We start from the raw sequence: 14,363 nt of genomic DNA on the forward strand, positions 1-14,363 counted from the left end.
GAGGGCTCAGCCGGCGGGCTGGAGCAGGTCCCAGCGGTTGCCGTAGAGGTCCTGGAAGACGGCGACCGACCCGTACGGCTCGTGCCGCGGCTCCTCCAGGAAGTGCACACCGGCCGCGAGCATCCGGGCGTGGTCGCGGGCGAAGTCGTCCGTGTACAGGAAGAACCCGACCCGCCCGCCGGCCTGGTCCCCGACCCGGGCCCGCTGCGCCTCACCCTTCGCCCGAGCGAGCAGCAGCCCCGTGCCGGGCGCCCCCGCGTCGGGCTCCACGACGACCCATCGCGAGCCGTCCCCGCGCGGGGTGTCCTCGACGAGCCGGAAGCCGAGGGCCTCGGTGTAGAAGCGGATGGCCTCGTCGTAGTCGTCGACGACCAGGGTGACCAGGGCGAGGCGCTTCATCGGAACCTTTCGGGGAGGCCGGGAGGTGGGCCGGTCGGGGCCGGTTGACGCATGAGGTTATACGTAAAACGTAGCGCATGCCAGTCCTGTGGGGAGGGGGTGTGATGCAGGAGACGGTCCCGGTGTCCGCAGTGCCGGTGGAGTGAAGCCGACGGGGCACCCGCGCGGCGACCGGGCCGCGACGCGACCCGCTCGGAGATGCTGTCCGCCGGAGAGCGGGTGCCGTCGGGAAGGCCGGCGCCCACCGGCACCGGCGAGGAGATGGATACGTGTCTGCCGAGACCAACAAGGCGCTGGTACGCCGATTCTTCGAGGAAGTGCTCAACGGGCGGAACATGGAGGTCATCGACGAGCTGGTCGCGGCGGACTACCAGGAGCACGACCCGTTCCCCGGACAGCGTGAGGGGCGTGAGGGGCTGAAGGATCGCATGACCATGCTCATCGAGGGGCTGGCCCCCACGTTCACCATCGACGACCTCATCGCCGAGGGGGACCGCGTCGTCATCCGCTGGACCAACAGCGCGACTCACTCCGGCACCTTCCTGGGCATCCCCCCGACGGGACGCTCATGCCGCTTCGCCGGTATCGACATCTTCCGCATGGACGGCGACCGGCTCGCCGAGCACTGGCACGTCGTCGACCAGCTGTCGATGCTCCAGCAGCTGGAGCTGCTCCCGTCGTCCTGACGTCCGGGGCTGGACCTAGGCCCCCTGACGTAGTCCCGCAGCCTCAGGCGGAACCCCGTGCGGGTCGGTAGCGTCGCGGTATGAAGATCGACAAGGGGCCTCGGACTGCCGGGGAGCGTAAGCGGGATGTGCTGGGGCGGCTGGAGCGGGAGACGGACGTCTGGGTGGCGTCGGCGGACGGGGCGGGGGTGCCCTATCTGGTGCCGTTGTGGTTCGCGTGGGACGGGGCCGATGTGTGGCTGGCGACGCGGCCGGGGAATCCGACCGGGCGCAATCTGAGCGCGGGCCGGCGGGCGCGGCTGGCGCTCGGGGACACGCGGGACGTCGTATTGATCGACGGCGAGGTGGAGGTGTTCTCCGCGCGGGACGTGCCGTCGGCTGGGGCCGAGGTGTTCGCGGGGAAGCACGGCTGGGATCCGCGTTCGGAGCAGGCGGTGTATGCCTACTACCGGGTGCGGCCGGTCGTGGTGCAGGCCTGGTGCGAGGTGCGCGAGCTGCCGAAGCGGACGCTCATGCGGGACGGCGCGTGGCTCGTGTGAGGGCTCGGAGCCCCGCAGCCCCGCAGACACCCTCGTACTTCCGCCCGACATCCATTTACCGCAAGGTAGTTACCTGGGAGTAGCTCCAGGTGGTTTCATGTGCGGCGCCACTCAACCCCCCTACACCACAGGGAGATCCAGTGACGCACTCCGCACTGCGCCGCACCCAGGGCGCAGCCGTGCTCGCGTTCACGCTTGCCGCCGCCGGTCTCGCGGGCGCGACGCCGACCGCGTCGGCCGCCGAGCAGGCGCCGCCGCTGAGGGTTCTGACCTACAACGTCTTCCTCTTCAGCAAGAGCCTCTACCCCAACTGGGGCCAGGACCACAGGGCTTCGCAGATCGCGAAGGCTCCCTTCGTCGCGGGCAACGACGTCGTGGTCTTCCAGGAGGCGTTCGACAACTCCTCGTCGGACGCGCTCAAGAACTCCCTGGCGGGGCAGTACCCGTACCAGACCCCGGTGGTCGGCCGGAGCACGTCCGGCTGGAACGCCACGGGCGGGGCGTACTCCTCCACCACGCCGGAGGACGGCGGCGTCACGATCCTCAGCAAGTGGCCGATCCTGCGCAAGGAGCAGTACGTCTACAAGGACGCCTGCGGCGCCGACTGGTGGTCCAACAAGGGCTTCGCGTACGTCGTCCTGGACGTGAACGGCAGCCGGGTGCACGTGGTCGGCACGCACGCCCAGTCGACCGACCCGGGGTGCGACCCCGGTGAGGCGGTCGCCATGCGCAGCCGGCAGTTCCGGGCGATCGACGCGTTCCTGGACGCCAAGAACATCCCCGCGGGCGAACAGGTGCTGGTGGCGGGCGACTTCAACGTCGACTCGCGCAGCTCCGAGTACGCCTCGATGCTCGCGGACGGCGGCCTGGTGGGCGCCGACGCGCGCACCGGGCACCCGTACTCCTTCGACACGCAGGAGAACTCCATCGCCCACGAGCGCTACCCGAACGACCCGCGCGAGGACCTCGACCACGTCCTGCACCGGGCGGGGCACGCCCGCCCGGCGGTGTGGAAGAACGACGTCATCAAGGAACAGAGCGCGCCCTGGACGGTGTCGAGCTGGGGTACGTCCTACACGTACACCAACCTCTCCGACCACTACCCGGTGACCGGCTTCACGGGCTGAGCGCTTCTGAGGGCGTCGAGCCGCTGCACCTCCTCGCCGGTGAGGTGCAGCGCGCCGGCCGCCACGTTCTGAGCCAGGTGCGCGGGGTTGCCGGTGCCGGGGATGGCCAGCACGTGCGGGCCCCGGCTCAGCGTCCAGGCCAGCCGGACCTGGGCAGGGCTCGCTCCGTGCGCCTCGGCGATCTCGCGGACGGCCTCGTCGTGGGCGGTGGTCGCGCCGCGCGGGCCGACCGCGCCGGCGATGGCGTAGAACGGCACGAAGGCGATGCCCTGTTCGCCGCAGATCCGCGGCAACTCCTCGGTGAGCGGGTCGACATGGTCGAGCGCGTACCTGTTCTGCACGCTCACCACCGGCGCGACGGCCTGCGCCTCGGCCAGGTGCCGGGGTTCGACGTCGGACAGGCCGAGATGGCGGATCAGGCCGACCTCGCGCAGTTCGGCGAGGGCGCCGAAGTGCTCGGCCACCGACTCCTGGCCCATCCGGCGCAGATAGACCAGGTCGAGGTGGTCGCGGCCGAGCTGGCGCAGGTTCTCCTCGACATGGCCACGCAGTTCCTCCGGGCGGGCCGAAGTGCCCCACTCCCCCGCGTAGTTGCGGAAAGGCCCGACCTTGGTCGCGATCAGCAGGTCGTCGGCGTACGGCGACAGGGCGCTGTTGATCAGCTCGTTCGCCGAGCGCAGCCGCGAGAAGTAGAACGCGGCCGTGTCGATGTGGTCCACGCCGAACTCGACGGCCCTGCGCAGGACGGCGATCGCCCGGTCGCGGTCGCTCGGGGTGCCGTGGTGGAAGGCGGCGCTGCCGGTCAGGCGCATCGCGCCGAAGCCGATGCGGTGGACGGTCAGGTCGCCGAGGGTCCAGGTGCCCGCGGCGGCCGCGGTGATCTCGCTGGTCATCAGCGGAGTCTCGCACGGACCTGGTCAACGGCCCTGCGTCGGACAGCAGTTCGACTACGGGCCCATCACGAATGACGTCAGGGGCGGCCGTCGCGGGCGGTGGTGCTCCTACCGTGAGGCGTGGCCGATGTGAGGCAGTTCCTGCGCAGGGTGCTCGCGGTGTGCGTGAGCGGGGTGGCGGTCGCCGGGTGTTTCGCTCCGCAGCCGCCGGACTTCGGGGACGGCGAGTCGATGCCCGAGGAGGTGTTCCGGGTGCCGGTGCCGGTACGGCCCGGGGCCGACGGCACCTGGGCGCTGCGCGACGCGGACCTGCTCGGTGAGGGCCGTACCGTGGTGCGGCTCGGCGCCGACGGGTCGATGCTGTGGCGGCTGCGACTCCCGGACGACCTCGCCCTGACCTCCCGTACGCCCGGCGATCCGCACTCCGCGCTCTCCCCGTCCGTGCTGGTCGGCGGACGGCCCGGGCGCTCCGGCCCCGCGTCGGTCGCGGGCCTGGACGTCGAGCGCGGGACACTGACCTGGCGGCAGGCCCTGCCGGCCGGCAGCCGCGTCTTCCTCTACGGCGGCGTGGTGGTCACGGCCGTCTGCGCGGGGTCCGAGTCCTGCCGTCTGACCGGGCTGCAGGACCGGTCCGGGCAGCGCCTGTGGTCGCGCACGGTGCCCGGGCGGGTGCTGGACGGCTGCCGGGCCGACGCGCTCGGCGGGGAACCGGCCGAGCGCTGTCTGCCGCATGTGGTGACTCCCTCCCGTGTCGGCGCTGTCGACCCGGAGAACGGCTTGCTGCACTGGGCGGAAGGGGTGCGGCTCCCGGCGGGCGCGGTCGTCGACCGGATCGCCCTGGCCGGCGAGCGGACGGTTCTGGTCACCGCACCCGCCGAGGGCACCTGCCGCAGCCTCGCCGTCGGCGGCTCGACGTACTACGACCGCGGCTGGCGGACGGCGTTCGTGTGGGACCAGCCGCAGGCACGCCGCGACCCGCGCACCGGCTGCCGCTGGGACCGGCGTCTCCCGCTCGTCGTCGGACACATGCTGGCCCTGCCCGACGCACGGGGGGCCCGCGTGATGGAGCCCTCCCTGGGACCGCTGCGCCGGACCCATCGGCTGGCACCCGGCGAGTACCTGCTCGGCAACGGCTTCCCCCGGGAGATCGTGCGCGCCGCCGGCCGCCCCGACCGTCTGCTGTTCCCCTCCACGATCCCCGCCTACGACCGCCCCCGCCCCAAGGGGCTCGGCCCGGCCGCGCAGCACGTGACCGGCGACTTCTGGCAGGACGGCACCCGCCTCGCCCTCCTCTCCTACGACGGTCGGGTGCGCTGGGAGACCCGCTCGGCCTGCCGGGCCCGGCCCACCGCCGTCAAGGCCGGCCCGGTCACCTACTGCGACGGCACGGAACTGGTCCGGCTGGGCCCGGCGTGAGGGTCGCCCCTTTGTCGACGTCCCTTTGTCGACGTCCCTTGATCGACGTCCCTTTCGACGTCCCTTTGTCGACACCGCGCCTGAGGAGAGCGGGACGGGGACCGTGTGCGGGGAAGGATCTCCTGTCCCGTCCGTGCCCGACCCGTCCGCTCCGGAGCTGCACGCCATGAACGTCTCCGTCGTCCTGTTCACCGCCGACCTCCGGATCCACGACCACCCGCCGCTGTGGGCAGCCCTGCGCGGCGGCGCCCGTGCGGTGGTGCCGCTGTTCGTGCGGGACCGGGCCGTGGCCGGGGCCGGTTTCGCCGCACCGAACCGGCTGGCGTTCCTCGCCGACTGCCTGCGCGATCTCGACGCGAGCCTGCGCACGCGGGGCGGCCGGCTCGTGGTGCGGTCAGGTGACCCGGTGGAGCAGGTGTGCCGGGTCGCCGTCGAGGCGGGGGCCGGCGAGGTGCACATGGCGGCCGACGTCAGCGCGTACGCCCAGCGCCGGGAGGGGCTGCTGCGGCGGGCCCTGGAGGCGGAGGGTGTACGGCTGCACGTGCACGACACGGTGACCGGGGCCGTGGCTCCCGGTGCGGTGACCCCGGCGGCCAAGGATCACTTCGCGGTCTTCACGCCGTACTTCCGCCGCTGGTCGCAGCAGCGGCCGCGCGACCCGCTCGGCGCGCCCCGCACCGTGCGGGTGCCGGACGGCGTCGGCTCGGAGGAGCCGCCCGCCCGCGCGGACGTCCCCGGGGTGTCGCCGGGGCCGGCCCGGGGCGGCGAGACGGAGGGCAGGAGACGGCTCACGGCGTGGCTGCGCGGCGGCCTCGGCGCGTACCAGGACCGGCACGACGACCTGGCGGGCGACGCCACCTCTCGGCTGTCCCCGCATCTGCACTTCGGCACGCTGTCCGCGGTCGAAGTCGTGCACCGGGCCCGCGCGGCGGGCGGCGCGGGCGCCGAGGCGTTCGTACGGCAGCTCGCCTGGCGCGACTTCCACCGGCAGGTCCTCGCGGCGCGCCCGGCCGCGGCCGGTGCCGACTACCGGTCCCGGCAGGACCACTGGCGTCCGGAGCGGGACGCGGGCGACGACGTCGAGGCGTGGCGGGAGGGCCGTACCGGCTACCCGGTCGTCGACGCGGCGATGCGGCAGCTGCGGCACGAGGGCTGGATGCACAACCGCGGCCGCCTGCTCACCGCGAGCTTCCTCACCAAGACCCTGTACGTGGACTGGCGGGTGGGCGCCCGGCACTTCCTGGACCTGCTGGTCGACGGGGACGTCGCCGCCAACCAGCTGAACTGGCAGTGGGTCGCGGGCACCGGCACCGACACCCGGCCCAACCGGGTCCTCAACCCCCTTGCGCAGGCACGGCGGTTCGACCCGGACGGGGACTATGTACGGCGCTGGGTGCGGGAGTTGGCCGAGGTCGAGGGGTCCGCGGTGCACGAGCCGTGGAAGCTGCCCGGCCGGAACCGGACCGCGCCGGCGTATCCCGACCCGATCGTCGGCCTGCCGGACGCGCTGGCCCGGTTCCGGCGGGCCCGTGGACTGGACCAGTCCTGAAGAGGTGCGGGGCGCCGGCCCAGGGGGCCGCCGCGCGGCCCGGGCGAGCCCACCTGTCCGCCATCTCTACACATAAAGGCGAAATAAGCGCAAAATGCAGATACGCGGCGCACGCCGCCACCGCACCGGACGCGGTCAGGCCTGTCAGTCGAAGGAGACTCATCATGGCCAACGTCTCGCACACCAGAGGTGATATCAGCACTCATCCCGACGCCCCCGAGATGCGGGAACGCTACGCCCGTATGCTCGGCGGCCGTGATGTGGCGCTCGTCGACGGACCGGTGTTCCTGCTCGGTCTGTACTGCGCCGTATCCCCGTGGATCGTCCACTACACCACCAGCCAGCCCGACCTGGTGCCGCACAACCTGATCATGGGCATCGCGATCGGCCTGCTGGCGCTGGGCTTCACCCGGGCCCCGGAGCGCATGTACGGCCTGAGCTGGGCCATGTGCGCGCTGGGCGTGTGGATGATCGTCTCACCGTGGATCGTCGGCGACAGCCCCGACGCGGGCGTGGTGCTGAACAACATCATCATCGGCGCCCTGGCCGTGATCCTCGGGCTGATGTGCGCCGCCACGGCTGCGAAGACTGTCCCCGCGCCGTAGGGGGCGGCCGGAAGGACGACCGAAGGGGCCGGTCCGCGGGCCGGCCCCTTCGCCTCAGCCCCCTACGCATCAGCGGCGGGCCCGCTCCAGCCGGGTCAGGGCGTGTAGACGTACGGCGTGGTCGTCGTCAGGGGGGCAAAGCCCAGGCGTTCCAGGATGGGGCGGCTCTGGTCGGAGGCGTCGACCTGGAGGTAGCGGTAGCCGCGGGACATCGCGGCGTGGGCGCGGTGGGCGACCAGGCTGCGGTAGATGCCGCGGCCGCGCCAGGCGGGGAGGGTGCCGCCGCCCCACAGCCCGGCGAAGCCGGTGCCGGGCACGAGTTCCATGCGGGCCGCGCTCACCGGCTCGTCCCCGGCCAGCGCGAGCACGGCGAGGATCGTGTCAGGGGTGGCGGCCAGTTGCGCGCGCATGCGGTGGCGCAGCCGGGAGCCGTCCGTGCCGAAGGCCTTCTCGTGCACGTCGACCACCAGGTCGATGCCGTGCGCGTCGGTGACGGGAACGACTCGGACTCCGTCGGGTTCCTGGGCGCTGAGGTCGAGTTCGGCGGCTTCGCCGATCATCAGCGTCTCGGTGGGCTCGGCGGTGAAGCCGGCCGCGAGGAGCCTGTCGCCGAGGTCGGCCGGCCGGTCGTGGGCGTACGCCTTCCACTCGAACTCATGGCCCAACCGGCGGAAATGGGCCACCTGTTCGGCGATCACCGCGTCGGCGTCGGAGCCGTCGAGGCCGGACCAGAGGATGCCGTTCCAGTCCAGCGGGCCGGCCACCTGGCGCACCACCCGCCCGGTCCGCTCGACGCGCGCGTCGGGGCCGTCGGGGCGCGCGTGCTCGCGCATCTCCCGGTCGTAGAGGGCGAGGGCTTCGGCATGATCCATGCGTGTCACTCCAGCATCTGACGTCCCGTGACGCAACAGATTTTCGAATCAGGAGCGGCAGGCCGAAAAAGCACCGGAAGAATATGCCGTCCCCCTCGCTTCACGCGTCCGGCGGCTGCTACCTTTCCGGCCATGCGGTTGCGAGGGGGGCGCCCGGTCTGGGCGGCATTTGTTTTCGGGGGAATGTTTCTCGTGATCTATTTCCCCGCGCACCATCTTTTTTATCGGCTGGTGATCGATCTTCTGGTTCTGTTCGCCGCCGGAATGCTGCTCCTGGCGGTCCGGAGCTGGTTCTCGCCGGCCGCGGCCATGGCGGGCCACCCTGGCCCGTCGGCGCCCATGGGGGGTTACGCCGGTGGTCCGCCTCCTCCGGTGCGCCGGCCGGTGCCTCCGGGTGCCGCGGCTGTGCCGCCGGTGGCACCCGGCTCGGCGGGCTTACCGGGCTTACCAGGCTCACCGGGTTCACCGGGTTCACGGGGCTTATCGGACTCACGGGGCTTGCCCCTCTCCGCGGGCCTGTCCGTCTCCACGGGCTCGCCCGTCGCGCCGGTCGCGCCCGGCGGACCCTCCCGCCCGCGGCCTCCCGCCCCGGCCCCGGCCGCGCCGCCCGGCGTCGGGAGCGTGCCCCGGTTCGGGCCCGGTTCCAAGGCCCAGCGTTTTCCCTGGCTGCTGCCGCTGCGCCCGGCCGCGTCCGGGGTCGCCGCGGACGAGGCGCGGCTGGGTGATCTCGTCGTACGGGCGGCGTCGGTGGTCGGCCCCGGCCATCGGTGTCAGGAGCCCGCCACCGCGCGGCAGGACGCCTACCGCATCGCGCGGGACGCCTCGGGCGAGTTTCTGCTGCTCGCCGTGGCCGACGGGGTGTCCAGCAGCAGCCACGCCGAACTCGGGGCGGCGGTGGCGGCCGCCACCGCGGTGAACGTGCTGCGGCAGCGGCTGGACGAGCCCGACCGGGCGGCGGGGCTGTCGGCGGTGGGCCTGTTCGAGGAGGCGGCCGCGGCGATGGAGCGGGAGGCCGCGCGGCGGGGGCTGCACCCGTCCGACGTGTGCGCGGTGCTGCTCGTCGCCGTCGTCCCCGCCCGGCCCACGGGTCCCTCCGGTGAGCGCACGGCGTGGGCGGCGTGGGTCGGTGACACCTCGCTGTGGCGGCTGGGCGAGCGGCGCTGGCACTACGCGGCAGGCGACCGCAAGGGCCCGAGCGGCGGCTACGAGTCCAACGCCGTCCTGCACACCCTGCCCGCCGACCCGCACGCCGCCCGCGAGGCGGAGGTCGAGCTGCGCGCCGGGGACGCGGTGTCGCTGGTGTCCGACGGGGTCGGCGACGGGCTCGCCGGGCTGGACGACCTCAACGCGTATCTGGCCGAGCGCTGGCGGCTGCCGCTGCCGGTCGCCGCGTACATCGACGACGTCGGCTACGACGCCGAACGGTTCCTGGACGACCGTACGGCGATCACCGTATGGGTCGAGCCGGGCGCCCCCGCGACCGCGCGGGACGGCGGCCCCGGCGGGTGGTCGAGATGACCGCGCGCCCTTCCGCATGGGCGCTGCCGCCGGTGACCCCGCTGACCGCCCTCGGCACGCTCGGGGAGCAGCTCGCGACGAACAACGGCCAGAGCTCCGAGGTCACCCGGATCGCCGGCCGCGGCAGCGGGCCCGACCTGCTGTTCAAGCGCTACAAGAAGCCCCTCGACGACGCCGACGCCCAGCGGCTGGACCGGCTCGTGGCCTTCGGCCGCTCCGCCGCCGACGCCGGACGCCCCGCCCGTGAGGTGCTGCTGCGCCGCACGTCCTGGCCGGTGGCCCGGGTCACCGACCCGACGTCCGCGACCGTCGGCTGTCTGATTCCGCTCGCCCCGGACGCCTACCGCGTGCCCGGCGGCGGCTTCCGGGAGATCGACCTGCTGGCGCGGCCCGACGGCCGGATGGCCCGGGGCGGCACACCGCCGACGCCCGCGCAGCGGCTCGCCGTGTGCCGCTCGCTGGTGGGCGTCGCCGCCGCGCTGGAGCAGCGCAGGCTCGTCTACTCGGACTGGAACTACGCCAACGCCTTCTGGAGCCCGGTCGACTGGTCCGTCTTCCTGATCGACATGGACGGCTGTGCGCAGGACTCCGGGCCGGACATCCACCAGCCCGGCTGGGAGGACCCGCTGGCCGGTACCGGCGCGCCCGCCGACCCGTACACCGACCGCTACCGGGTCGCCCTGCTGGCGGGCCGCTGTCTGACCGGCACCCGCCCCCTCGCCGAGCTGCTGCACACGCTGGCCGCGCCGCCGCCGGGGGTTCCGCGGGAGGCGGCGCAGCTGCTGCTGGACATGCTGTGGGCGGATCAGCGCCGGGCCAGGCCGCGGGCCTCGGTCCTGCTCGCGGCGCTGCAGGACGGGCCGGTGGTCCGGTTCGCCGTGACCCGCTCCCCGCTGCCCGCCCGGCCCGCGGCCTCGCGCCCCGCCACGACGCAGCCCCGCCCCACCGCGCTGACCCGGCCCGCCGCACCCGGCAGGCCGCCCCGCCCCGGCGGTCCGCCCGCGCCCGGCACGCCGCAGCAGGACAAAGCGGCGGCCTGGCAGGTCGCGGCGCTCGTCGCCTTCATCGCCCTGCTCGTGCTCCTCGTGGTCCTGGCGCAGTGAGACGCCCGACCCGACCGGCACGCGCGCATCGACAAGCAGATCGGAAAAAGGACGCTCATGGACTTTCCTCACGACGCGGTTCCCGGATCGGGTGCAGATATCTATCGGCTGCAGCAGAAATGCCTGCCGACCTATCTCGTGATCGACGCGTCGACGTCGATGAAGCCGCACGAGAGCACGCTGAATCGGACCCTCGCGCAACTGCACGCCACGATTTCCGAGAGCCCCCGGGTATCGGAATTCGCACACATGTCTCTGATCGCTTTCTCCACCGAAGCGCATCTGATCATCGAAATGACCGACCTCGACCGGATCGAGGTGATGCCGGAAGTCGTGTGCAACGGCCTCACCAACTATTCCGCGGCCTTCGACCTGGTGCGCAGCCGCATCGAGACGGACGTGGACGACCTGCGCGCGCAGGGCATGGCCGTGCTGCGTCCGGTGATGTTCCTGCTCACCGACGGCGCCCCGACCGACGAACACTGGCACGACGCCTTCCGCCGGCTCGTCGACCGGTCCTGGAACCGCTACCCGCACGTCATCAGCTACGGCTTCGGGGCGGCCAACCCCGATGTGCTCGGCAAGGTCGCCACCAAGGCGGCGTTCCTCGCCGAGGCGGGCGTCGACCAGGACCGGGCGCTGCTCGAAGCGCTGGGGAGCCTGCTCAACTCGCTGGTCGCCTCCTCGCGGGCCGGTGAGATGCAGATCCCGCGGCACGCGCCCGGGTTCACCGAGCAGCCGGTGAGCTCGGAGTATCTGACCGTGTCGGCGGAGTACATGGACTAGGCCGATGTCCGCCCGCCACTCGGTCCGTTCGCAGAACCGGCTTCTGTTCCTCGCCACCGCCCTGGTCGCCGTGGCGGCCCTGCTGCGCCTGGTGTCCCCGGACGGCGGGACGGAGCCGGAGGGGACGCCCGGGCCCGGGCCGAGGTCCGCCACGGCGGCGCCGTCCGAGCGGCCCGCCGACCCGGCCCCGACCCGCTCGCACCGCCCTTCGCCCGACCGTTCCCGGACCGACCCGCCACCCCCCGCGCACCGGCCGGACCCGGCCACCACCACACCCAAGTCCGGTACGTCGCCGTCGCGTTCGTACCCGGACCCGCCCCAGCTGCCGCCGGTGCACCATGAACCGGACCGGCAGTGACGGGCCCGAAACCCACAGCACGTTCCGGCGTGCCGAGCAGAGAACGACACCCATGACCCGTCCGACGCTCCGGTGCCCACGCTGCGGCGCCGACAACGACCCCAACTACACCGCGTGCGTGCGCTGCGGCAGCGTGCGCGTCTTCGACCCGGGCGCGAGCTCGGGACAGGGTTCGGCCTCGTCCGGCAGGGGCTCGGGCTCAGGCACGGCCTCTGCTTCGGGCTCGGGCACAGCCTCTGCTTCGGGCTCGGGCTCCGGCTCAGGCTCAGCCTCTGGTTCGGGCTCGGGCTCCGGCTCAGGCACGGCCCCTGGTTCGGGCTCGGGCTCCGGCTCCGGCTCCGGTTCGCGCACGGGTTCGCCCCCGGCCGCCGCGAAGCCGGCCCCGCCCCGGTGGACGCCGCCGCCCACCGTCCCGGCTCCCGCAGCCGCGCCGGCCCGGACGGCTTCGCCCTCGCCCGCGCAGGCGCCCTCACCGGGCCCGGCGCCTTCACCCGCTCCGGTCGGTTCGGGCGCCCCGGCGCCCGCTCCGCGTTTCGCGCGGGACGTGACCCGGTATCTGTGCACGGCCGTCCACACGGACACCGCGTTCGCCCGGCGGGCCGTGGAGGAGATCATCGAGGAACCGCGGCGGGCCGTGGCCACCTCGCCCGGCGTGGACCTCGGCTGTGTCCTCAAGCACGCGCTGGCGGCCCGCCGCCGGCAGGTGCGGCGGGACGTGATCCTCAGCGTGCTGCTGCTGGTCGTCCTGGTCGCGGCGGGACCCACCGCCGGGCTCAGCCTCCTCCTCGGGGTCCTCGTGGCCTGGGTGATCGTCGCCGTGGACTCGCTGGCGGTGCACTACGGCGTGGTCGCCCGGCAGTTGAAGCGGGAGAACTTCGACCACACCCGCGCCCCGCAGCCCCTGTCCGCCGAGAACCGGCGCCGCGTCCAGGAGATCGAGCGGCGCGACCGCGGCAACGTCGTGGTCTTCTCGCAGTACGCGCCCTTCATCGGCTACGGCCAGGAGATGAGCACCTGGTCGTTCCCGCTGAACACCGAACGCCCCATGGAGGGCAAGCGGGTGCGCCCCTTCACGGTCCACGACCTCAACGACCATCTGCGCCTGCGCATAGGCGAGTTGAAGCTGCCCGGCGTCAACATCGAGGATCTGCTGCTGGTCAACGGGCAGGACCTGCTGTACGGCGTGGACGACCGCACCCGCGGTGAGCTGCTGCCCGACACCGCCGGGCCGCCGCGGGAGAAGGTCACCGACCCGCTGATGCGCGATCTGCGCGAGGACGGCAGGGGCCGGGCGCGTCCCTATCTGGCGATCCGGGTGACCGGCTGGAGCGGCGAGCTGGTGAGCACGCTGTTCCTGCGGTTCGCCCTGCTGTCCGACCGCAGGATGCTGTTCGTCGAGGGCAGCAGCGCGCTGCTGGCGCCGGTGCGGGAGCAGTACCGCATCGCCGACCGGCTGCTGAGCACGCCGACCCTGCGCCATTGGTGGTCGCTGGTGGGTCGGGCCGGGGTGCGCGCGGGCGTGCTGATGTTCTCGGCGCCCTTCTCGGTCGCGGCGGGGGTGTTCTCGCCGTTCTTCGAGTTCCGCAAGCAGCGGCGGCAGGCGCGGGAGATCCGCCACCGTTCCTTCAACTACGGGGCGTCCTTCAGCATCCGTGACGCCGCGAGCGACCAGCACTACTACCGCTACTTCCAGCAGCTGGACCGGGAGTTGTACGCCAAGACGGTCGAACACCGGGTGCTGGACGCGCTGGTGGAGTTCCTGGAGGACCACGACATCGACTCGAGCGAACTCGTCCAGCGGCAGACGACCATCTACAACACGGGCCTGTACGCGGGCGGCAACGTGACGCTGAACAGCTCCGCGGTGGGCGTCGGCGGCAGCATCGCCCGGGTCTTCCAGCGCGGCCAGTCCGGTGGCTCGGGCGCCCGGGCGGCCCAGTCCGCCCCGGCGCCGGTCCCGCCCGCGCCCGCGGCACCCAGAGGAAGGTGACGACATGTCGGAGCACCACAACCCCGGTCCGGGCAACAGCGGCATCACCGTCGGCGGCGACTTCAGCATGAGCGACAGCGCGGTCGCGGTGAACCGCTCCTCGGCCACGGTGAACTCCGCCGCCCCGGCCGACCGCGCGGCCGCCGTCGAGGAGCTGCGCAGCGCCGCCCGGCTGCTGGTGGAGCACCTGCGCGAGCACCGGGAGGCCTACGAGGACGGCGACGACCTCGTCGAGACCGCCGAGCTGGTCGAGGAGGAGCTGGCCCTGGAGGAGCCCCGCCGCACCCGCCTCCTGCGCTGGCTCGGCTCCCTCGCCCCGGCCGTGGCCGGCAGCGCCGCGGTCGCGGCGGACGTGGCCGCGATCCAGGAGAGCGTGGCCGGGCTGTTCTGAGCCTGCCGTACAACGGGCCCCGGGACTCTCGCGAGGAGACCGGGGCCCGGACGAGCCCGCTCCGCATCTTGACGTACGCCCGCGACGCGCGCAAAGTCGTACATATACGGCGTAAACATACTCCGTCTACG

General features: G+C 73.1%; 15 protein-coding genes. 12 read left to right on the forward strand and 3 right to left on the reverse strand.

What is annotated here, in order from left to right; translation table 11 throughout:
• Positions 1–6 precede the first annotated feature (6 nt).
• A complete protein-coding gene (locus tag ACIQ6Y_RS16455; RefSeq protein WP_404038581.1) occupies positions 7–399 on the reverse strand; it encodes a VOC family protein in 393 nt (130 codons plus the stop codon).
• Between the two features lie 269 nt (positions 400–668).
• Between ACIQ6Y_RS16455 and ACIQ6Y_RS16460 the strand changes: the two genes are divergently transcribed.
• The 3 genes from ACIQ6Y_RS16460 to sph all read left to right on the forward strand — a co-directional run bounded on the left by ACIQ6Y_RS16460 (position 669) and on the right by sph (position 2,751).
• Positions 669–1,085, forward strand: coding sequence for an ester cyclase (locus ACIQ6Y_RS16460; RefSeq protein ID WP_404038584.1), 417 nt, complete (start codon positions 669–671; stop codon positions 1,083–1,085).
• Positions 1,086–1,165: 80 nt separating this feature from the next.
• Complete coding sequence (locus ACIQ6Y_RS16465; RefSeq protein ID WP_404038586.1) at positions 1,166–1,624, forward strand: pyridoxamine 5'-phosphate oxidase family protein; 459 nt, start codon at positions 1,166–1,168, stop codon at positions 1,622–1,624.
• A gap of 140 nt (positions 1,625–1,764) precedes the next feature.
• On the forward strand, positions 1,765–2,751 hold the full coding sequence (gene sph / locus ACIQ6Y_RS16470; RefSeq protein WP_404038589.1) for a sphingomyelin phosphodiesterase: 987 nt from the start codon (positions 1,765–1,767) through the stop codon (positions 2,749–2,751).
• On the opposite strand, the gene ACIQ6Y_RS16475 is transcribed toward sph, so the two are convergent.
• Complete coding sequence (locus ACIQ6Y_RS16475; RefSeq protein WP_404038592.1) at positions 2,724–3,644, reverse strand: aldo/keto reductase; 921 nt, start codon at positions 3,642–3,644, stop codon at positions 2,724–2,726. The two genes, sph and ACIQ6Y_RS16475, sit on opposite strands and share 28 nt — an antisense overlap.
• 120 nt (positions 3,645–3,764) lie before the next feature.
• Between ACIQ6Y_RS16475 and ACIQ6Y_RS16480 the strand changes: the two genes are divergently transcribed.
• The 3 genes from ACIQ6Y_RS16480 (at position 3,765) to ACIQ6Y_RS16490 (ending at position 7,214) form a co-directional block, all read left to right on the forward strand.
• On the forward strand, positions 3,765–5,060 hold the full coding sequence (locus ACIQ6Y_RS16480) for a PQQ-binding-like beta-propeller repeat protein (protein ID WP_404038595.1): 1,296 nt from the start codon (positions 3,765–3,767) through the stop codon (positions 5,058–5,060).
• A gap of 166 nt (positions 5,061–5,226) precedes the next feature.
• Positions 5,227–6,609, forward strand: a complete 1,383-nt coding sequence (locus ACIQ6Y_RS16485) for a cryptochrome/photolyase family protein (protein WP_404040060.1) — start codon at positions 5,227–5,229, stop codon at positions 6,607–6,609.
• 164 nt (positions 6,610–6,773) lie between these two features.
• Positions 6,774–7,214 carry an SPW repeat protein gene (locus tag ACIQ6Y_RS16490; protein WP_404038598.1) on the forward strand — a complete coding sequence of 147 codons (441 nt, stop codon included), beginning with the start codon at positions 6,774–6,776 and terminating at the stop codon, positions 7,212–7,214.
• A gap of 95 nt (positions 7,215–7,309) precedes the next feature.
• Here ACIQ6Y_RS16490 and ACIQ6Y_RS16495 read toward each other — a convergent pair whose 3' ends face one another.
• On the reverse strand, positions 7,310–8,086 hold the full coding sequence (locus ACIQ6Y_RS16495) for a GNAT family N-acetyltransferase (protein WP_404038601.1): 777 nt from the start codon (positions 8,084–8,086) through the stop codon (positions 7,310–7,312).
• Between the two features lie 498 nt (positions 8,087–8,584).
• Here ACIQ6Y_RS16495 and ACIQ6Y_RS16500 point away from each other — a divergent pair, with 498 nt between their 5' ends.
• The 6 genes from ACIQ6Y_RS16500 (at position 8,585) to ACIQ6Y_RS16525 (ending at position 14,232) form a co-directional block, all read left to right on the forward strand.
• Positions 8,585–9,604, forward strand: a complete 1,020-nt coding sequence (locus tag ACIQ6Y_RS16500) for a protein phosphatase 2C domain-containing protein (RefSeq protein WP_404038603.1) — start codon at positions 8,585–8,587, stop codon at positions 9,602–9,604.
• Complete coding sequence (locus ACIQ6Y_RS16505; protein ID WP_404038606.1) at positions 9,601–10,707, forward strand: hypothetical protein; 1,107 nt, start codon at positions 9,601–9,603, stop codon at positions 10,705–10,707. Before ACIQ6Y_RS16500 ends, ACIQ6Y_RS16505 begins: the two co-directional genes overlap by 4 nt.
• 57 nt (positions 10,708–10,764) lie before the next feature.
• A complete protein-coding gene (locus ACIQ6Y_RS16510) occupies positions 10,765–11,493 on the forward strand; it encodes a VWA domain-containing protein (RefSeq protein WP_404038609.1) in 729 nt (242 codons plus the stop codon).
• Positions 11,494–11,497: 4 nt separating this feature from the next.
• Complete coding sequence (locus ACIQ6Y_RS16515) at positions 11,498–11,851, forward strand: hypothetical protein (protein WP_404038612.1); 354 nt, start codon at positions 11,498–11,500, stop codon at positions 11,849–11,851.
• 544 nt (positions 11,852–12,395) lie between these two features.
• Positions 12,396–13,841, forward strand: coding sequence for a hypothetical protein (locus tag ACIQ6Y_RS16520; RefSeq protein WP_404038615.1), 1,446 nt, complete (start codon positions 12,396–12,398; stop codon positions 13,839–13,841).
• A gap of 4 nt (positions 13,842–13,845) precedes the next feature.
• Complete coding sequence (locus ACIQ6Y_RS16525; RefSeq protein ID WP_404038618.1) at positions 13,846–14,232, forward strand: hypothetical protein; 387 nt, start codon at positions 13,846–13,848, stop codon at positions 14,230–14,232.
• The last annotated feature ends 131 nt before the right edge of the window (positions 14,233–14,363 follow it).

The sequence above is a fragment of the Streptomyces sp. NPDC096205 genome (assembly GCF_044763135.1).
Classification (GTDB): domain Bacteria; phylum Actinomycetota; class Actinomycetes; order Streptomycetales; family Streptomycetaceae; genus Streptomyces.